Source organism: Luteimonas notoginsengisoli (genome assembly GCF_042648885.1).
Taxonomy (GTDB): Bacteria; Pseudomonadota; Gammaproteobacteria; order Xanthomonadales; family Xanthomonadaceae; genus Luteimonas; species Luteimonas notoginsengisoli.
In genome coordinates this window covers 1-18,927 of sequence record NZ_JBHRYF010000014.1, presented here as the reverse complement: position 1 = coordinate 18,927, position 18,927 = coordinate 1, and the positions used below count along the sequence as shown (strand labels likewise).

Sequence of the window (18,927 nt, the reverse complement as noted above, 5' to 3'; positions counted from 1 at the left end):
GCGGCGTTGCCGCGGAGCGCAAAAGAATGAGTGACCTGGTGAAGAATCTGATGCTTTGGGTAGTCGTCGCCGTCGTGCTGATGGTGGTGTTCCAGAGCTTCAGCCCGAAAGCCGCCGGCAGCGACGACATCATCTATTCGCAGTTCATCTCCGACGTCCGCAGCGACCGGATCAAGGAAGTGGACATCGCCAGCGACGAGCGCTCGATCAAGTTCGTGCGCAGCGACGGCAGCAAGGGCGTCACCAATGCGCCGCGGCGCGACGAGCGCCTGATCGACGACCTGCTCAAGCACGACGTGGCGATCAAGCAGGCGCCGCCCGAGTCGGGCGTGACGATCTGGGCGCTGCTGATCAACTTCCTGCCGGTGCTGCTGATCATCGGCTTCTGGTTCTTCATGATGCGGCAGATGCAGCAGGGCGGCAGCAAGGGCGCGATGTCCTTCGGCCGTTCGCGCGCCAAGCTGCTCAACGAGGACCAGACCAAGGTCACCTTCGCCGACGTCGCCGGCTGCGACGAGGCCAAGGAAGAAGTGTCCGAGCTGGTCGAGTTCCTGCGCGACCCGACCCGGTTCCAGAAGCTCGGCGGCAAGATCCCGCGCGGCGTGCTGATGGTCGGCCCGCCCGGCACCGGCAAGACGCTGCTGGCCAAGGCCATCGCCGGCGAGGCCAAGGTGCCGTTCTTCTCGATCTCCGGTTCCGACTTCGTCGAGATGTTCGTCGGTGTCGGCGCCAGCCGTGTGCGCGACATGTTCGAACAGGGCAAGAAGCACGCGCCGTGCATCATCTTCATCGACGAGATCGACGCAGTCGGCCGCCATCGCGGCGCGGGCCTCGGCGGCGGACATGACGAGCGCGAGCAGACGCTCAACCAGCTGCTGGTCGAGATGGACGGCTTCGAGGGCGGCGAGGGCGTGATCGTGGTGGCGGCGACCAACCGCCCCGACGTGCTCGACCCGGCGCTGCTGCGCCCGGGCCGTTTCGACCGCCAGGTGGTGGTCGGACTGCCGGACGTGAAGGGTCGGGACCAGATCCTGAAGGTGCACATGCGCAAGGTGCCGCTGGCCGACAACGTCGAGCCGATGATCGTCGCCCGTGGCACGCCCGGTTTCTCCGGCGCGGACCTGGCCAACCTGGTCAACGAGGCGGCGCTGTTCGCCGCGCGCGAGAACGCGAAGGAAGTCCGCATGGACCACTTCGACAAGGCGCGCGACAAGATCCTGATGGGCGCCGAGCGCCGCTCCATGGCGATGAGCGAGGACGAGAAGACGCTGACCGCCTACCACGAGGCCGGCCACGCCATCGTCGGCCGGCTGGTGCCGGAGCACGATCCCGTCTACAAGGTGACGATCATTCCGCGCGGCCGCGCGCTGGGCGTGACCATGTACCTGCCCGAGGGCGACAAGTACAGCTACAACCGCACCGCGATCGAATCGCAGCTCTGCTCGCTGTACGGCGGTCGCGTGGCGGAGGAGCTGATCTTCGGCGAGGACAAGGTCACCACCGGCGCGTCCAACGATATCGAACGCGCGACCAAGATGGCCCGCAACATGGTCACCAAGTGGGGTCTGTCGGACGAGCTGGGCCCGATCGCCTACGGCGAGGAGGACGACGAGGTGTTCCTTGGCCGCTCGGTCACCCAGCACAAGAGCGTGTCGGACGACACCGCGCGCCGCATCGACGAGGTCGTGCGCGGGATCCTCGACAAGGCCTATGGCCGCACGACGAAGATCCTCAACGACAACATCGACAAGCTGCACGCGATGGCCAAGCTGCTGCTGGAGTACGAAACGATCGACGTGCCGCAGATCGACGCCATCATGGAAGACCGCGATCCGCCGCCGCCCATGGGCTGGAGCCAGGGTGGTCCGGCCAAGGACGTGCCCAAGACGATCACGATCGGCGGGCCAGCGGCACAGACCTGATCCGCGATCGACGCGCTTGAGAAAAGGCCGGAGCTTGCTCCGGCCTTTTTTCTGCCGATCCGCAGGCCGTTTTCGATCTGACGGACAGGGGCTTTCTTGGGATCTGCAGCCCAGGAATGTCCGGAGTCGCTGGCTCGCTTCGAGCATCGGCTTCGAACCGGCTTCGGCCGCGGCTCCCGCCATCCCCGCACAGGCGGTCACATCCGCCTGCGTCGCGCGACCGTGTCGGTGGATAATCGGAAGCCATGAGGAACCCGTCATGAAACTCTCCTGCCGCAATGCACCCGGAACGCCGCTCGGGATCGGCCTGGGCGTCGCCATCGGCGTGGCCACCGGCCAGCTTGCGATATGGATGGCCGTCGGCGTGGCCGTCGGCGCCGCCCTCGATCGATCCCGGCACAGGGGCGCACGCTGATGTTCGACACCGTCGCCACGCTCGACTGCGGCGGCCGCAGCCTGCGCCTGGACCGGCCGCGCGTCATGGGGATCGTCAACGTCACCCCCGACTCGTTTTCCGACGGCGGCGCGCACGCCACCGTCGACGCCGCGGTGGCGCATGGCATGTTGCTGGCGGAGGAGGGCGCGGACGTCCTCGACGTCGGCGGCGAATCGACCCGCCCCGGCGCCGCCGAGGTGCCGCTCGAAGAGGAACTGCGCCGCGTCATTCCCGTGATCGAGCGGCTGGCGGCGAAGACCAGCCTGCCGATCAGCGTCGACACCTCCAAGCCCGACGTCATGCGCGCCGCGGTCGCCGCCGGCGCCGGGATGCTCAACGACGTGTACGCGCTGCGCCGCGAGGGCGCGCTGGATGCGGCGGCGGAGCTGGGCGTCCCGGTGGTGCTGATGCACATGCTTGGTGAACCGCGCTCCATGCAGGACGAGCCCCGGTACGACGATGTGGTCGGCGACGTGCACCGGTTCCTCGCCGAACGCATCTTCTCCGCAGAGATGGCGGGGATCGCGAAGAAGAACATCGTCGTCGACCCCGGCTTCGGCTTCGGCAAGAACCGCGACCACAACCTGGCGCTGCTGGCGCAGCTGCATCGATTCACCGAGCTTGGCGTGCCGGTGCTGGCCGGGCTGTCGCGCAAGAAGACCATCGGCGAACTGACCGGGCGCGAAATCGCGCGCGACCGCGTCCACGGCTCGATCGCCGCGCACCTGATCGCCGCCCAGCGCGGCGCGATGCTGCTGCGGGTGCACGATGTGGCGGCCACGGTGGACGCGCTGAAAGTCTGGAACGCGGTCGCGGCGGTGCCCATGCCGCGCGTCGATGCGAAACCGGCGATCCGCTGGCCGGACGAGTGACCCGATCCGCCCTGCGCATGCCGCGCGGGGCGGACCCGGCGGCAGGGCGGCGGTGCGGTAAGCTCCCGCGCTTGGGGAACTACCGGATTCATACATGACCGCCAGCACGCCGCTGCTCGTCACCTTCGCCGCCTACCTGCTGCTGATGGTCGGCATCGGCTTCGTCGCGTGGCGCTCCACGCGCAGCTTCGACGACTACATCCTCGGCGGGCGATCGCTGGGCAGCTACGTCACGGCGATGTCGGCGGGCGCTTCGGACATGAGCGGCTGGCTGTTGCTCGGCCTGCCCGGCGCGCTGTACGCCAGCGGCCTGTCGGAAGCCTGGATCGCGATCGGGCTGACCATCGGCGCGTGGTGCAACTGGAAGTTCGTCGCAGGTCCGCTGCGCGTCTACACCGAGCGCAGCCACAACGCGCTGACCCTGCCGGACTACTTCACCCACCGGTTCGCCGACGGCAGCCGGCTGCTGCGGATCCTGTCCGCGCTGGTGATCCTGGTGTTCTTCGCGGTGTATTGCGCCAGCGGCATCGTGGCCGGCGCGCGGTTGTTCGAAAGCGTGTTCGGACTGCCCTACGCGCAGGCGCTGTGGTGGGGTGCGGCGGCGACGATCACCTACACCCTGGTCGGCGGCTTCCTCGCGGTGAGCTGGACCGACACTGTGCAGGCGACGCTGATGATCTTCGCCCTGCTGCTCACCCCGGTGTTCGTGCTGATCGGCAGCGGCGGCCTGCACGAGACGCGCGTGCTGATCGAACAGGTGGACCCGGCGCGACTGCAGTGGGTCGGCGCGGGCGGGCTGGTCGCCGTGGTGTCGGCGCTGGCCTGGGGGCTGGGCTATTTCGGCCAGCCGCACATCCTTGCGCGCTTCATGGCGGCCGACGACCTGCGGACCATTCCCAAGGCAAGGCGCATCGGCATGGCGTGGATGATCCTGTGCCTGCTCGGCTCCGTGGCCGTCGGGCTGTTCGGCATCGCCTATTTCGCAGGACATCCCGGACCCGCTGCGGACATGGTGCGCGACAACCCCGAGCGGGTGTTCATCGCGCTCGCCGAGGTGCTGTTCAATCCCTGGGTGGCCGGAATCCTGCTGTCGGCGATCCTGGCGGCGATCATGAGCACGCTCTCGTGCCAGCTGCTGGTGTGTTCCAGCGCGCTGACCGAGGACTTCTACCGCGGCTTCCTGCGCCCGCGCGCCAGCCAGCGCGAACTGGTCTGGTTCGGCAGGGCGATGGTACTTGCCGTCGCCCTGCTCGCGATCTGGATCGCACGCGACCCGGACAGCCGCGTGCTCGGACTGGTCAGCTACGCTTGGGCCGGCTTCGGCGCCGCGTTCGGCCCGGTCGTGCTGCTCTCGCTGTCGTGGAAGCGGACGACCCGCAATGGCGCGCTCGCTGGCATGGTGGCCGGCGCGATCACCGTGATCGCGTGGAAGCACACCGGCAGCGCGCTGTACGAGATTGTGCCCGGCTTCATCGTCGGCACGATCGCGATCGTGGTCGTCAGCCTGCTCGGCCGCGCGCCGCCGCCGGCTGTGCAGGCCACCCACGACGCGGTGCGCGCCGAACTGCAGCTGCACGGGCACTGACCCCGCATGGGCCGGCGTCGTCCCGACGCGTGCGGCGTGCCGTCGGCGGGCAGGTTCTCCGGCACCAGCGCTGACGCTCGGCAATGAACAGCGACCTCCGCCCACCGGCCATCGCCCTCATGGGTCCGACCGCCTCGGGCAAGAGCGCGCTCGCGCTCGACTGGGCGCAGCGGCTGGGCGGTGAAATCGTCAGCGTCGATTCGGCGCTGGTCTATCGCGGCCTCGACATCGGCGCGGCCAAACCGACCCGCGAAGAGCGCGCGGCCGTGCCCCATCACATGATCGACCTGCGCGATCCGTGGCACGCCTATTCGGCTGCCGAATTCGCCGCCGACGCGCGGGTGGCCGTCGAGGCCATCCTTGCCCGCGGCCGGCTGCCGATCCTCGCCGGCGGCACGGGACTGTATTTCCGCGCGCTGCTGCAGGGCCTGTCGCCAATGCCCGAAGCCGACGCCGCGCTGCGCCAGGCGATCGAGGCGCAGGCCCGGGAGCAGGGCTGGCCGCAGCTGCACGCCGAACTGGCGCGCGTGGACCCGGCCGCCGCCGCGCGCATCCATGCCACCGACGCGCAGCGCATCCAGCGCGCGCTGGAGGTTTTCCGGCTCAGCGGCCGGCCGATCAGCCAGTGGCAACGCGAATCGCCGCGCGGTCCGGGGCTGCCGTGCCGGGTGCTGAAACTGGTCGTCGCGCCCGCTGATCGCGCGACGCTGCATGCCCGCATCGCCGCGCGGCTGGACACCATGCTCGATGCGGGCTTCCTCGACGAAGTCCGTGCGCTGCGCGCGCTCCCCCAGCTGCGTACGCATCCGGCGCCGCTGGACCTGCCGGCGATCCGCGCCGTCGGCTACCGCCAAGCCTGGGAACACCTGGACGGCGCAACCTCGGCCGCCGAATTCCGCGATCGCGCCATCTTCGCCACCCGCCAGCTGGCCAAGCGCCAGATCACCTGGCTGCGCGGCGAACTCGATGCGCGCTGGTTCGACCCGGCGACCGACCAGGCCCGCCTCGACGATGCGCTGGACCTGTTCCTCGGCAGCCGCGGCCCGGCAGGGCCTGCAGCTTCCGCCTGATCTCCCGCGACGCGACGGCGCTGCAATGCGCCATCGACCGCGCCACAACGGGCATCGCGACCCAGAGTCACTTGTCTTCCGTGCAGGGCGGGCCACCGCCCCAACCGGCGGGCTACGTCACGCACGCAGCGCACACAAGCCTGAACTGTCGTATAACATCGGCCCTGTCGCCGCCGTGGGGTACGGGTCGGGCGAAGCGGGCGCAAGCCAGAACAACAATAACCAAGCTGGGGAAACACATGTCCAAGGGGCAATCTCTGCAGGATCCTTTCCTGAATGCGTTGCGGCGCGAGCGCGTACCGGTGTCCATCTACCTGGTCAACGGCATCAAGCTGCAGGGCACCGTCGAGTCTTTCGACCAGTTCGTGGTGTTGCTGCGCAATACCGTCAGCCAGATGGTCTACAAGCACGCCATTTCCACCGTCGTGCCGGCGCGCAACGTGCGCGTGGGACCGGGCGGCGGCCACGTGCAGTCGTCCGAGGGCGGCGACCCGGGCGAGGAAGAGGGCAGCGACGAGGCCGAATAGGCTTGCGTCGACCCGGTGTCGTCGCCATATCCGGGGCTTGAACCGACCTGGGTAGACGATGCCGACCACGCTGTTTGAACGTTCCCGCAAGGGCGAGCACGCCCTGCTGATCCAGCCGCATGCCGGAGGCCCCGCCGACGAAGGCGCGCTGGAAGAGTTCGCGGACCTGGCGCGCTCGGCCGGCGCCACCGTGGCCACCGTCCTCAGCGCGCGCATCGATCGCCCCAACCCGGCCACGCTCATCGGCAGCGGCAAGCTGGAGGAAGTCAAAGCCGCGGCCGAAGCCAGCGGCGCGGACCTGGTGCTGGTCAACCATCCGCTCACTCCCGGCCAGGAACGCAACCTGGAAAAGGTGCTGCAGCGTCGCGTGGTCGACCGCACCGGGCTGATCCTGGACATCTTCTCCCAGCGCGCACGCAGCGCCGAGGGCAAGCTGCAGGTCGAACTAGCGCAGTTGCGCCACATGGCCACGCGCCTGGTCCGCGGCTGGACCCACCTGGAGCGCCAGCGCGGCGGTTCGATCGGCCTGCGCGGCCCGGGTGAAACCCAGCTCGAGACCGACCGCCGCCTGCTGCAGAAGCGGGTCGAACAGCTTTCGAGGCGGCTCGACAAGGTCGAGGTGCAGCGCACCCAGATGCGCCGCGCCAGGGTGCGCCGCGAAGTGCCGCGTATCGCGCTGGTGGGTTACACCAACGCCGGCAAGTCGACCCTGTTCAACGCGCTGACCGGCGCCGATGCCTATGCCGCCGACCAGCTGTTCGCCACGCTGGATCCCACCGTGCGCCGCATTGCGCTGCCCGGCGGCCACGCGGCCATCGCCGACACCGTCGGCTTCGTCCGCGACCTGCCGCACGAACTGGTCGCCGCGTTCCGTTCCACCCTGAGCGAGGCGCGTGAGGCCGACCTGCTGCTGCACGTCATCGACGCCGCCGATCCGCTGCGCCAGGAGCGCATCGCCCAGGTCGACGCGGTGCTGGCCGAGGTCGGCGCGGGCGAGATCCCGCAGCTGCTGGTCTACAACAAGATCGACAAGGTCGGCGAATCGGCGCACCTCGACGACGCGGGCGAGCAAGCCGCTGTCGACGTCCCGGCCGGTGAGCCGGCGGCGCGGCGCGCGCTGCAGCCCCGCCACGATCGCCCCGGCGGAGACCAGCCCGACGCCGCCGTTCGCGAGCGGGTCTGGGTGTCGGCGCGCGACGGTCTCGGCCTCGACCTGCTGCGCACCGCGGTCGCCGGGCGGCTCGGCCTGCGCCGGGTCGTCGGCGAACTGCGCCTGCCCACGTCGGCGGGGCGCCTGCGTTCGCAGCTGCACGCGCTCGATGCGGTCCGCGAGGAGTCGCACGACGAGCACGGCTGGACCCTCGCCGTGGACCTGCCGGCGGCCGAAGCCATCCGCCTGGCCGCCACCGCCGACGGTGCGCCGCTGCGCGAGCACCTGCCCCTCGAGGCGAATTGATGCCGTCCGATCGGATCCCAGTAGCCACGATCCTGTAGGAGCGGATTCAGCCGCGAGCTCTGCGGGGAGGCTTCCCGATTCCATCCCGAGCGCGCACGGAATCCTCAGTGAGCAGGGCAGGGGCCTTTCTCCCCGCACGGGATGACAGCCCGCAAACGGACCTCTAAAAGCTCGCGGCTGAAGCCGCTCCTACAAAAAAAGCGCGTCGGCCCGGGGAATCCACTCATCGCCCTTGCTTCCGGGCGAACCCGGCCCGACCTAGTAAACTGTCCGGCGCGCACGTCCGATCCGGTCGCTGCGACACACCCCCGATTGGAGCAGGCATGGCCTGGAACATTCCCGGCAAGAACGATGACAGCGGGTCCGGCAAGGACCGTCGCAACGCATGGAAACCCCGTCGCGGCAATGGCGGTGGCCTGGGTGGCCTGTTCGACAATTTCCGCGGCATGTTCGACGGCGGTGGCGGCAGCCCGCTGCGCTGGGTCGGCCTGGCGCTGGCCCTGTGGCTGGCCTTCAACTGCTTCGTGCTGGTGGCCGAGCAGGAGCGCGGCGTGGTCCTGCGCTTCGGCCACTTCTCGCGTGTGCTCGAACCCGGCCCGCACTTCAAGCTGCCGTGGCCGATCGAGCGCGTGACCAAGGTCGCCGCCACCCAGATCAAGACCTTCAGCGACAACGTGCCGATCCTCACCAGCGACGAGAACATCGTCCAGGTCGAGATCAACGTGCAGTACCGCGTCAGCGACGCGCAGAAGTACCTGTTCGGCACCCGCGACGCCGACCAGATGCTGCAGCAGGCCGCGCTGTCGACCGTGCGCGAGCAGGTCGGCCGGGCCGACCTCGATACCGTGCTCGGCGCGCGCGAAGCGCTCGCGGTGTCGGCCAAGCAGATGCTGCAGAAGTCCATCGACGCCTATCGCACCGGCCTGGTGGTCACCGAACTCAACCTGCCCAATGCGCGCCCGCCCGAAGAGGTCAAGCCCGCGTTCGACGACGTCAACAGCGCCCAGCAGGACAAGGACCGCCTGATCAGCGAGGCGCGTGCCTATGCGGCCAAGGTCGTGCCCGAGGCGCGCGGCCAGGCGGCGCGCGTGCGCACCGTGGCCGAGGGCTACAAGACCGCATCGATCGCCCGCGCCACCGGTGACGCCGAGCGCTTCAGCCTGCTGGTCGACGAGTACCGCAACGCGCCCGAGGTCACCCGCAAGCGCCTGTGGCTGGAAACCGTGCAGGGCGTGCTGGCCCAGAACCGCACCATCGTCGGCGGTGACAGCCGCCAGCTGATCTACGTGCCGATGGCCGATCGCAATGGCGGCTCGACGGCGCCGCCGCCGCTGCTGACGCCCGACATGGTCGCCCCGACCGTCAACGCCGGCGCCGACGACGACATCCGCCCCGGCCGCAATCCGCGCGGCAACGAGGAGCCCGGTCGATGAGACTCAATTTCCTGATCCCGATCGTCATCGCGGTGCTGTTCGGCCTGATGGGCTCGGTCTACGTGGTCGCCGAAGGCCATACCGCGATCGTGCTCAACCTCGGCCGCGTCGCCCGCAGCGACATCGGCCCCGGCCTGCACTTCAAGTGGCCGCTGGTCGAGAGCGCGCTGGTGTTCGACCGCCGCCTGCAGGTGCTCGATGCCACGCCCGAGCGCTACCTGACATCCGAGCGCAAGGACGTGTCGGTGGACTTCTTCGCCGTCGGCATGATCGAGGACGTGCGCGCCTTCTACCGCGCCACCGGCGGCGCCGGCCCGGCCGCGGAGGAACTCGCGGTGCAGCGCCTCGCCCCGATCATCAAGGACTCGCTGCGCAACGAGGTCAACGCGCGCACGCTGTCGCAGGTGGTGTCGGGCGACCGTTCCGAGGTAATCGGACGCCAGCTCGAGAACATCAACAAGGGCGCAAAGAACATCGGCATCCGCATCGTCGACCTGCGCATCAAGAAGATCGACCTGCCCACCGACAGCACCGTCATCCGCGACGTCTACAAGCGCATGAGCGCCCAACGCCAGCAGGTTGCCAGCCGCCTGCGCGCCGAAGGCGAGGAGCAGGCGCAGACGATCCGGTCGCAGGCGGACCGCGAACAGACGGTCATCATCGCCGAGGCCGAGCGCGACGCGCAGAAGCTGCGCGGCGAAGGCGATGCCGAGGCTACGCGCATCTACGGCGAAGCGGCGAACCGCGACTCGGGCTTCTACGCGTTCCAGCGCAGCCTGGAGGCGTATCGCAAGTCGTTCTCCGGCGGCGACAGCGTGATCGTGCTCGACCGAGACGATCCGTTCCTGCAGTACATGCGCAGCGACAAGTAGGCCCGATGTCGGATCTGTGGGCGGCACTGTGCCTGGTCGCGGTGCTGGAAGGCCTGGTGCTGTTCGCCTTCCCCGATGCCTGGAAACGCATGGCCGAACAGATGCAGGCGATGCAGAGCCGCCAGCTGCGCATCGGCGGCGCGCTGCTGCTTGCCGCTGGACTCGCAGCGCTCTACCTCGTGCGCCGCGTGGGCTGAGCCGGGCCCAGTTCTGGCGCAAGATCAAGGACGCCCTCATCCGGTGCTTCGCACCACCTTCTCCCGCAAGCGGGAGAAGGGCTTTGACGGCGAGTTCGCCCACCTGCGCCCGCCGTCCCCCGCAAGTGGGAGAAGGCCTGTGACGACATGCTCCCCACCGGCGTAGCTCTCACCGCGTGCGGAACAGCGCCGGAGCGAAACGTGTGTCGGCGCACCAACGACAACCCTTCTCCCGCCCACGGGAGAAGGTGCCCGAAGGGCGGATGAGGGAACGCGAGCGCAGCGAAGCGTGCTTCTGATTCCGCCGGCCGCCGCGAATGCTATTCCCCGACGCCAGCCTCCAGCGGCACGTCGTGCGCGCGCAGCCACTTCACCACCGCCTCGCGGTTCGCGCGCGCCGGCCCCGACAGCGATGCTTCCGGCGTGGTGAAGAAGTAGGCCTGGAAGGTCGCGTCCTGCACGCTCCTGGCCTGCGGGTTGGCGCCGGCATCGAGCAACTGCAACACGTGCTCGCCAGCGTTGATCATGGCCGCGCGATGCAGTGGGGTGTAGCCCTGCCGGTCGGCCACGTTCACATCCGCGCCGGCGTCGAGCAGCATCCGGAACTGCGCGTCGGTGCGCGGTGACACCGCCACCGCCAGCGCCGTCTCGCCGTTGCGCTGGTTGATGGCATTCGCATCGGCGCCGTGCGCGAGCAGCAGGCGCAGGTAGTCCGGGTCGTCGGCGATCGCGGCGGTGTGCAGCGCGGTGGTGCCGTTGAAGCCCGGCGCATCGGGCTTCGCGCCGCTGTCGAGCAGCGCCTCGAAGCCGGCCTTGTTGGCCACCATGATCGCGTACTGCAGCAGGTTGATGCCGTCCTTGCCCTGCGCATCGGGATCAGCGCCACTGCGGACCTGCGCGCCGATCGCGTGCACGTTGCCGTGGTCGATCGCGCTCGCCAGTTCGGAGGCGCTGGCGTCGGTGAACGGGGCGTCCATGGAGTCTCCACGACAGGCGGTGACCGACAGTAGCACCGGCAGCAACAGCATCGACGTCAGCGTGCAGGACAGGCGCACCGCGTCATTGTGTCCGGTCGGCGTGGTGCGGTCGAATGCGAATCCGCGCCACGGTGGATGGGCACGCGATCAGAACCGGTCGCGCAGCCAGTTCACGCCGTCGGTGAGCGTCTGGTCGACCTTGCCGACCACGTCCGAACCCTTGTCGGCCACCCAGCCCGCACCGTCGAGCGCGGCCTGCGCAACGTCCCCGGTGGCACGCGCGGTCGCGCCGCTCGCCAGCCCCAGGACCCGCACCGCGTCGGCGGTGCCACCCAGCACGAAGCGCTCGACCGGGTTGGACGTGGCATCGGCGCGCGCGTCGATCGCATTGCCCGCGTCGCTGGCCAGGCCCTCCACCGTGCCGGCCGCGACATCCGCCCCGGACGACAGCACGTCGCCGGCCACGTTCAAGCCGGTCTGCAGCCTCTCGCCGGCGATGCTCCAGCCGGCCTGCACATGGTCGCCCGCGGCGACATCGGTGGCCTGGATCGTCGCGATGTCGGACTGGCCGCGGGCCAGGTCGCCGCGGATCTCGTCCACACCCTGCGCGACTTCCTCGGTCACCCGGCGCTCGATCTCGCGCGAATTGAACGGCGACATCAGCGTGCGCTCGGTGCTCGCCGGATTCTCGTAGCCCGGCTGCCACGGCTCCTGCTGCAGCATGGTGTCGATCAGCACCTGCTGCTCGTGGCTGCTCACCGCGCGCGCGAGGTAGCGCACGCCGCTGCCGATGTCGCCAAGCGCGCCGGGCAGGTTCGGCAGCCATTCGACGATGTCGTTGACGATGCCGGCCGCCGTGGGATCCATGCCGGTGCGCTCGAGCCCGTACTCGACGACGCGGTCGGCGAGCTCGCCTTCGGGCTTGACCACGATCTGGTGGCCGATCGCGTCCGGCGCCAGCGGCGCGGTGAACCAGCCTTCCTGCACCTGCGTCAGCGCATCTTCCTGCATCGAATAGCGCCGCACCTGACCCCCCTCGGCCTGCTGGCGGAAGGTGTCGCCATCGAGGCCCAGGCGATCGAGCGTGCGGTCGTGCACGCCGGACGGATCGAAGGTGACCGCGGGGATGCCCGTCACCGCGGACGCCACGGTGGCCAGCCCGCCGCCCTGCGAATGTCCGGTGATCGCCAGGTTGGTGTAGGCCGGGTTGCCGTCCGCGTCCACGCCGCGTTCGCCGAACGCGTGCGCGAACTCCTGCGCCGCCTGCGGCGCGAGGCGGTCGAACTCGTCAGTGACCTGGCCCGTGCCCTGGGCGAAGTTGGTCATCCAGTCCGCCGCGCCTTCCTGGGTGCCGCGGAACGCCAGCACGTAGTTGCCCTGGCCATCGGTGAACACCTGCGCCTTGAACTGGCTGCCGGGCACGTCGAGGCGGCCCGGATCCATGCCGGCGGCCTGCAGCTGGTCGTTGTCCAGCGCGGTCCAGCCGCAGATGTCCTGGGTTCCGGTCTCGTAGGTGGCCAGCGACATCCGCATTATGTCGACGTCGACCTGCCGCCCCTGCTGCCCGCTGATGTACGACGAGAAATTGGCCGCGTCGTAGGGCATCGCCTGTCCGGGGCCGCAGGTGCCCGGCGCGGCGACCTGCGGGTGGTAGCTCGGTTCGGGGACCGAATGCAGCGCCGGTCTGGCGGCCAGCTCGGCGGCGGATGGCCTCACGCTGGTCGGGAGCAGGCTGGTCGGCAGCTGCGGCGCGTAGCTGCGCAGCGCGGAGTCCCCGATGGTCAGGCCCATGTCCGTGTCCCAGGAGTTGGATGCCCCGAAAGTACGGTGCCGTAGGGAGCGAAAACAGCTGGTGCCGACCCTAGGCAAAGCCAACCGCGCGCGCACAAACCCCGTAGGAGCGGCGGAAGCCGCGACCGCCTTCCCGGAAAGCCTCGCGGCTTCCGCCGCTCCTACGACACGCGCCGCCCGGCACTCGCCATCGCTCCGCATCCTCGCCGCCGCTGGCCCCCACCCCCCGAAACCCGGATAATGCGCAAAAGCCGGACGGGCAAGCTCTCACGAGCCGACCGCCGGCTTTTTCCGCGTGTAGGGCATCGCAAGGCGCTGAACCGCCCGCACTGCCGCCCACCCCCCGCATTTCCCGCGGCCAACGCCGTCCCCACCAATTCGCAGCAGGAGTTTTCGCAATGGGTCAGTCAGTCGTGGTGCTCGGCGCGCAGTGGGGCGACGAGGGCAAGGGCAAGATCGTCGACCTGCTGACGCAGGACATCGGCGCCGTCGTGCGCTTCCAGGGCGGCCACAACGCCGGCCACACGCTGGTGATCGGCGGCAAGAAGACCGTGCTGCACCTGATCCCGTCCGGCATCCTGCGCGACGACGCGCTGTGCCTGATCGGCAACGGCGTGGTGCTGAGCCCCGCAGCGCTGATCAAGGAGATCGGCGAGCTGGAGGAGGCCGGGGTCGAAGTGCGCTCGCGGCTGAGGATCAGCCCGGCAACGCCCCTGATCATGCCGTACCACATCGCCCTGGACCAGGCGCGCGAGAAGGCCGCCGGCGGCAAGGCCATCGGCACCACCGGCCGCGGCATCGGCCCGGCGTACGAAGACAAGGTGGCGCGCCGCGGTATCCGCGTGGCCGATCTGCATTACCCCGAGCAGCTCGCCGAACTGCTGCGCACCGCGCTCGACTACCACAACTTCGTGCTGACCAAGTACCTGGGCGCCGACGCCATCGACTACCAGAAGACGCTCGACGAGGCGCTGGCGTTCGGCGAATACGTCGAACCGATGAAATCCGACGTCGCCGGGATCCTCCACGACCTGCGCAAGCAGGGCAAGAAGGTGCTGTACGAAGGCGCGCAGGGCGCGCTGCTCGACATCGACCACGGCACCTATCCCTACGTCACCTCCAGCAACACCACCATCGGCGGCGCGCTCGCCGGCACCGGCGTAGGCGCGGACGCGATCGACTACGTGCTGGGCATCTGCAAGGCCTACGCCACCCGCGTGGGCGGCGGCCCGTTCCCGACCGAGCTCGACGACGAGATCGGGCAGGGCATCCGCGACCGCGGCCAGGAATACGGCGCCTCCACTGGGCGCCCGCGCCGCTGCGGCTGGATCGACATCGTCGCGCTCAAGCGCGCCGTGGCCATCAACGGCATCACCGGCCTGTGCATCACCAAGCTCGACGTGCTCGACGGCATGGAAAAGCTGAAGATGTGCATCGCCTACCGCTACCGCGGCAAGGAAACCGAATACGCCCCGCTCGACGCCCAGGGCTGGGACGAGTGCGAGCCGGTGTACCTGGAGTTCCCCGGCTGGAGCGAGAACACCCACGGCATCACCGAATGGGACGCCCTCCCACCCGCCGCCCGCGCCTACCTGCGCGCGCTGGAAGAACTGGCCGGGAGCCCGATCAGCATCGTGAGCACCGGCCCGGACCGGGAGCACACGATGGTGCTGCGGGATCCGTTTGCCTGAGACGGATCGCGGCGGCACGACCGGCAAAAAGGCTCCGCGTTGCGGGGCTTTTTTTTGGCGGCTTTCGACCCTAAGCGGACATCCCCCATCCGCTCCCGATCAATGCTAGTCGGCAAGCTTATTGGATAGAAAAGGTGAGGCGCGGTCTACAGCTTGGTGTCGATGCGGTCGCACAACTCTTCCACGAGTCTGGCGAAGGCTTCCATGGTGCACCTAGCCCTGCCGTATTCCGCCAAGTTTGCAGCGTAGGCAGCGTTCAACGGCAGAGGCTCCAATGTGCCCATTGCGTACTGGGTCATCTTGCGCGCGGGATCGGTCACAACTTCCACTGTACCGTCGCCATTTACGACTGCTTCTTCGTAGTCAACCTTCCTGCGCCATGCGCGGGGAATCTGGCCGATCATGAAGCGCGGTGCGAACGCGTGGTTGGCCAAGTCTCGGAAGTTGCCCGTGAGTGTTTGATAGTCCTCGCCGTCCATCGCATTCAACGCATCGCGCAAGGCTTCGTACCGGGCCCAACAACTGCCCAAGTGATTAAGCTGTTTGCGTCGATCAGAGCGCCTTAGCGGACGGTGGGGCGCCTTGTCTTGTTCTAGCGAGTCGGCGTAGCCGGCGATCACCAGCAAGTTGGCCTGGTGCAACAATGTTTATGCAGTCAGCGCGATGCGATCCGCGAGGCTAGTTGGCTGCAGCATGCAAAAGAATGCGATCGACTCGACGAAGCTGTTGAGCACTTCCCAGCGATCAACTTCTTCCTCGAAAGACGCCACGACCTTGTTCCAGGCATGCCATGAATGCAGGCGGGTCCCCAGCCGTTTATCGAGTTAATGGTTTCACGAAGCTCACTGTCCGCGCCCCAGCGCCAAGCCATCGTGCCAGCCGTGGCTTCCACGCGTTCGGACGCGTTGTAGTCGGTTAACCCCGGGTAGTCGCCGCGAAGGGCTAACAGTTGGTCGTGGTAGCGCCCATAGGCTTGCGCCGTGAGGGTGCGCCATTGTTCCCAGCCACCGTCATCCACTGGTTGCGGGTCATTGGTCATGATTGTTCCTGTGTTAGCCACCGGCCCGCTCAGCTTCGATCACGCGCCGTGGCACTTTTTCCACTTCTTCCCGCTGCCGCACGGGCACGGGTCGTTGCGGCCGACTTTCGGCGCGGCTACCGCGCCGGCCAGGCGTTGGCGCACTTGCCGCATCGGCATCGCCTCGCGCATGTCGGCGGTCAATGCGTCCATGGCGTCGTCTTGCTGCCACGGATCGGCCATGCGCAAGCCAAAGCGAAGGCGCGCCGGAGCCGGCGTCAAACACAGGCCGAACCACCGGTCGGCCTTTTGTGCGTACTTTCGCCGTGAACAGATGTGGGTTAGGTTCTCCGCCGCCGTGACGTCATCGTCCGGCGAGCATAAGAAGGAGAAGCCGCTGCCATCGGGGAAGGGCATCGCGCCGTTGTGCGGCTGGCCATCTTGCGCGCTACGCTTTGCCTGGCGGTCGATCAACAAATTTAGATTGCGCCACGCTTCGCTACCCATTTCCAACAGCTGGAATCCTTGCTCGAGAACCGCCGGCTCAGCACGTGTCTCGATTTCGTTCAGGACGAGCGAAAGGGTCGTTCCTTCGTGCAGGGTGAGCAGCCCCTTGGGCGTGGCGGCGCCCGGCACACCACGCCGTCGCACCGCCATGGCCACATCCACCCCAACCGTGAAGTCTTCCCCGATGTGGAGGACGTCCGTCTCCTTATCGAGCCACAGGTTCTGTGCCAAGTGGTACCCCAGGACGGTCAGCTCCTGCGCGGCCAATACGCGATCGCCGTAGCGCGCCCGACGAGCGACATAGCTCAAAAAATGCAGGGGCGACGACAGCAGCTCGGTCATCACGTCGACCAAGAACAGGTCCGTGACCAACGCGGCGCGGACACGTGGCACTTGGCGCGTCTTGAGGAATTGCCGCGTCTGCATGCTTAGGGCCGGGTAGTGATCACTCACCACGCAGAACATGAAGATCTCGGAGATGGCCCGCAGCACTAGGTCCGTGCCATCGGCGTGGGCAAAGCGAAAGGCCGGGTTCCCTATGCACTCGGCGCACAACAAGCCTTGGTCGTAGGCATCCTGCACGCTGTGCTGAAAATCCTTGCGAATGATCTGGTCGTTTCCCTTGCGTGCTTCGAGCGTGAGGCTCTTGGACTTGGCCTGAACGATGATGGCGCGGTCGGCCCACAACACCAGTACATCGATTTCCGCGACGACGTCCTTGCCCTTGTAAATGTTAATGTTGGTAAACACGTGGTCGGCGCCGAAAACGCGCTTGAGTCGATCGGCGATGAAGCCTTCAGTAAAGGCGCCGCGATTCTTGACCTGGGTGGGTTGGTAGGGCTTGTCAGCCAGCATCCAGTAAAAGGGCGATTCGTAGATGGCCTCTGCCAGCGCGTTGGTCTGCAAGGACATGTATTCGCCCTTCGGCGTGCGCAACAAGGGCGCGGCCGTGGCCAGGTTGAAATCCTGCAAGGCAGCGAAGCCGGCGTTGGTCGCGTCAACTGGTGCGCAGAACTTGTCCAGGATGCGCTCGACCAAGGCTGGGTCCTGGCCTGTCAAGCCGGCCAAATCCGCCACCGACGCACAAAAGGCCGGCAGCATCGTCCACTGGTCTGGCGGCAGGGCGAGGAGTTGCTCGCGCAGGCGCTCGAGCTGATCCTCTATGTTGCGCTGCATGGCCTCGGCTACCGCGCAGGCCTGGTCGATGGTGAATCCGACGTTGGCCTGCAGCCAGGGCGCGTCCGCTGCGTAACGGCGCATGGCGAAGTCCAAGTACTGGAAATCGTAGGCCGAGTCGGCGGCGTAGAAGATGGGTTCGCGCAAGACCTCGCCAGACTCGAACGGATTGACTGCCTCTCCTCGCTCGATCGCGGCCAACAGATCGCCAAAGGAAAAGGCAGCCGACAAGCGCCGGTGCAGTTCGTCCATGAGCCGCTCGGTTTCATCCAGGTACCGCTGCAGCTCATCGGAACTTGGCAAGGTCCAATCGAGCGGCGCCTTGATCATCAAACCCAGCAGGGTGTTGATCTCGGTGCGAATCAGCCGTTCGGGCGAGTGCAGCTTATGCAAGTCCTGCTCGGTCAGCTGGTCGGCGAAAATCACCAAGTTGTCGCGAAAGCACAGATGCGCCAGGGCGTGCACGTAGCCTGGGCTGACGCACAAGGCCTGCAGTTCCGCGAGGATCTCAGCCTCCAGACGCGGCGGTACTTTGACCTTGGCAGGCTTGGCTGCTGCGGCTTGCGTTGAAAGTAGGGTGCGCCTGCGATGTCGGTGAGGCTTTTTCAAGGGTTCAATGGGTGGGTGGGCGATTGCAGGATAGTGCGAAGCGACGCAGCGGTTGAGACTCGACACGGGAGGTGACCTGTATGCGCCCGTGCGGCAGAGAGTATCCCATTGAGCTCAGCGTTCTTCAGGGGCTGGATGAGCCCCATGCGAATTAAAAAGTCCACTCTTGGCCGCTCCCCGACCCTCTACGGTCGAGGAGCGAACCTTATGGCTTCAGACATCCGTCTGCTCGGCGATCTCCAGGGCGTCATCGACCTCTATACCAAGGTAACGCACGGTACTCTCTAGCTTCGTATGCCCAAGCAATAGCTGAACCGCCCTGAGGTTTCGCGTCCGGCGGTAGATCAACGAAGCTTTGGTCCTGCGCATCGTGTGCGTGCCGTAGGAACCCGACTCGAGGCCAGCATCTTCTACCCAGCGATGGACGATGCGGGCGTACTGCCTCGTCGACAGGTGGGGCGAGTCCGAAGTATGGCTTCTAAATAGAAAATCCGACTGCTTGAGCTCAGCGTGGGTGATCCAAGCCTGCACGGCCTCGCGAGTCGATTGGGTGATCTCGAACTGGACGGGTCGGCCGGTCTTCTGCTGCATCACGATGGCGCGGGATGCCATTTGACCGCTATGGGAAACATCCGATACCCGCAGCTTCACCAAGTCGCAGGCGCGTAGCTTGGAATCGATCGCCAGGTTGAAGAGGGCGAGGTCACGGACCTTGTGGCCGATGACCTGCCCCCACTGAGCCGTACCAGCCGAAGCTAGGTAGAGTCCGTCACCCAGAGAGGACGGAC

The 18,927-nt window shown here is 67.6% G+C and carries 16 protein-coding genes and 2 pseudogenes; 11 read left to right on the top strand and 7 right to left on the bottom strand.

The window, feature by feature from the left end; genetic code table 11:
• Positions 1–26 precede the first annotated feature (26 nt).
• From ftsH to ACFOM9_RS14375, 10 genes are all read left to right on the top strand, one after another.
• Complete coding sequence (ftsH, locus tag ACFOM9_RS14420) at positions 27–1,922, top strand: ATP-dependent zinc metalloprotease FtsH (protein WP_386712337.1); 1,896 nt, start codon at positions 27–29, stop codon at positions 1,920–1,922.
• Between the two features lie 259 nt (positions 1,923–2,181).
• Positions 2,182–2,337: a hypothetical protein gene (locus ACFOM9_RS14415; RefSeq protein WP_386712334.1), complete on the top strand. Its 156-nt coding sequence runs from the start codon at positions 2,182–2,184 to the stop codon at positions 2,335–2,337.
• Positions 2,337–3,230, top strand: coding sequence for a dihydropteroate synthase (folP, locus tag ACFOM9_RS14410; RefSeq protein ID WP_386712331.1), 894 nt, complete (start codon positions 2,337–2,339; stop codon positions 3,228–3,230). The genes ACFOM9_RS14415 and folP overlap by 1 nt, the downstream gene beginning before the upstream one ends.
• Positions 3,231–3,324: 94 nt before the next feature.
• The gene (gene putP / locus ACFOM9_RS14405) at positions 3,325–4,815 is read left to right on the top strand and encodes a sodium/proline symporter PutP (protein WP_386712328.1); all 1,491 of its coding nucleotides are present in this window, start codon (positions 3,325–3,327) and stop codon (positions 4,813–4,815) included.
• A gap of 83 nt (positions 4,816–4,898) precedes the next feature.
• Entirely contained in the window at positions 4,899–5,885 is a 987-nt protein-coding gene (miaA, locus tag ACFOM9_RS14400) for a tRNA (adenosine(37)-N6)-dimethylallyltransferase MiaA (RefSeq protein ID WP_386712325.1), read from the top strand.
• A 239-nt stretch (positions 5,886–6,124) separates the two neighbouring features.
• Complete coding sequence (gene hfq, locus ACFOM9_RS14395; RefSeq protein ID WP_386712322.1) at positions 6,125–6,412, top strand: RNA chaperone Hfq; 288 nt, start codon at positions 6,125–6,127, stop codon at positions 6,410–6,412.
• Positions 6,413–6,482: 70 nt separating this feature from the next.
• The gene (gene hflX / locus ACFOM9_RS14390) at positions 6,483–7,868 is read left to right on the top strand and encodes a ribosome rescue GTPase HflX (protein ID WP_386712680.1); all 1,386 of its coding nucleotides are present in this window, start codon (positions 6,483–6,485) and stop codon (positions 7,866–7,868) included.
• Positions 7,869–8,191: 323 nt separating this feature from the next.
• A complete protein-coding gene (gene hflK, locus ACFOM9_RS14385) occupies positions 8,192–9,301 on the top strand; it encodes an FtsH protease activity modulator HflK (protein ID WP_386712319.1) in 1,110 nt (369 codons plus the stop codon).
• The gene (gene hflC, locus ACFOM9_RS14380) at positions 9,298–10,173 is read left to right on the top strand and encodes a protease modulator HflC (RefSeq protein WP_386712316.1); all 876 of its coding nucleotides are present in this window, start codon (positions 9,298–9,300) and stop codon (positions 10,171–10,173) included. The genes hflK and hflC overlap by 4 nt, the downstream gene beginning before the upstream one ends.
• 5 nt (positions 10,174–10,178) lie before the next feature.
• Positions 10,179–10,370, top strand: coding sequence for a DUF2065 domain-containing protein (locus tag ACFOM9_RS14375; RefSeq protein ID WP_386712313.1), 192 nt, complete (start codon positions 10,179–10,181; stop codon positions 10,368–10,370).
• A 320-nt stretch (positions 10,371–10,690) separates the two neighbouring features.
• Here the strand turns inward: ACFOM9_RS14375 and ACFOM9_RS14370 are convergent, their stop codons facing one another.
• Positions 10,691–11,425, bottom strand: coding sequence for an ankyrin repeat domain-containing protein (locus tag ACFOM9_RS14370; protein ID WP_386712310.1), 735 nt, complete (start codon positions 11,423–11,425; stop codon positions 10,691–10,693).
• Positions 11,426–11,494: 69 nt separating this feature from the next.
• Positions 11,495–13,138: a lipase family protein gene (locus ACFOM9_RS14365; protein WP_386712307.1), complete on the bottom strand. Its 1,644-nt coding sequence runs from the start codon at positions 13,136–13,138 to the stop codon at positions 11,495–11,497.
• A 398-nt stretch (positions 13,139–13,536) separates the two neighbouring features.
• On the opposite strand from ACFOM9_RS14365, the gene ACFOM9_RS14360 reads away from it, so the two are divergent.
• Positions 13,537–14,829: an adenylosuccinate synthase gene (locus ACFOM9_RS14360; RefSeq protein ID WP_386712304.1), complete on the top strand. Its 1,293-nt coding sequence runs from the start codon at positions 13,537–13,539 to the stop codon at positions 14,827–14,829.
• A gap of 146 nt (positions 14,830–14,975) precedes the next feature.
• On the opposite strand, the gene ACFOM9_RS14355 is transcribed toward ACFOM9_RS14360, so the two are convergent.
• The 5 genes and pseudogenes from ACFOM9_RS14355 to ACFOM9_RS14335 form a co-directional block, all read right to left on the bottom strand.
• Complete coding sequence (locus tag ACFOM9_RS14355) at positions 14,976–15,455, bottom strand: hypothetical protein (RefSeq protein ID WP_386712301.1); 480 nt, start codon at positions 15,453–15,455, stop codon at positions 14,976–14,978.
• A 29-nt stretch (positions 15,456–15,484) separates the two neighbouring features.
• Entirely contained in the window at positions 15,485–15,868 is a 384-nt protein-coding gene (locus ACFOM9_RS14350; protein WP_386712298.1) for a hypothetical protein, read from the bottom strand.
• Positions 15,869–15,907: 39 nt separating this feature from the next.
• Positions 15,908–15,979 (bottom strand): annotated as a pseudogene (locus ACFOM9_RS14345) (SEC-C metal-binding domain-containing protein); the annotation flags it as partial.
• 942 nt (positions 15,980–16,921) lie between these two features.
• Positions 16,922–17,209: pseudogene (locus ACFOM9_RS14340) on the bottom strand (nuclease-related domain-containing protein); the annotation flags it as partial.
• Between the two features lie 1,143 nt (positions 17,210–18,352).
• Entirely contained in the window at positions 18,353–18,916 is a 564-nt protein-coding gene (locus ACFOM9_RS14335; RefSeq protein WP_386712677.1) for a tyrosine-type recombinase/integrase, read from the bottom strand.
• Positions 18,917–18,927: the final 11 nt, after the last annotated feature.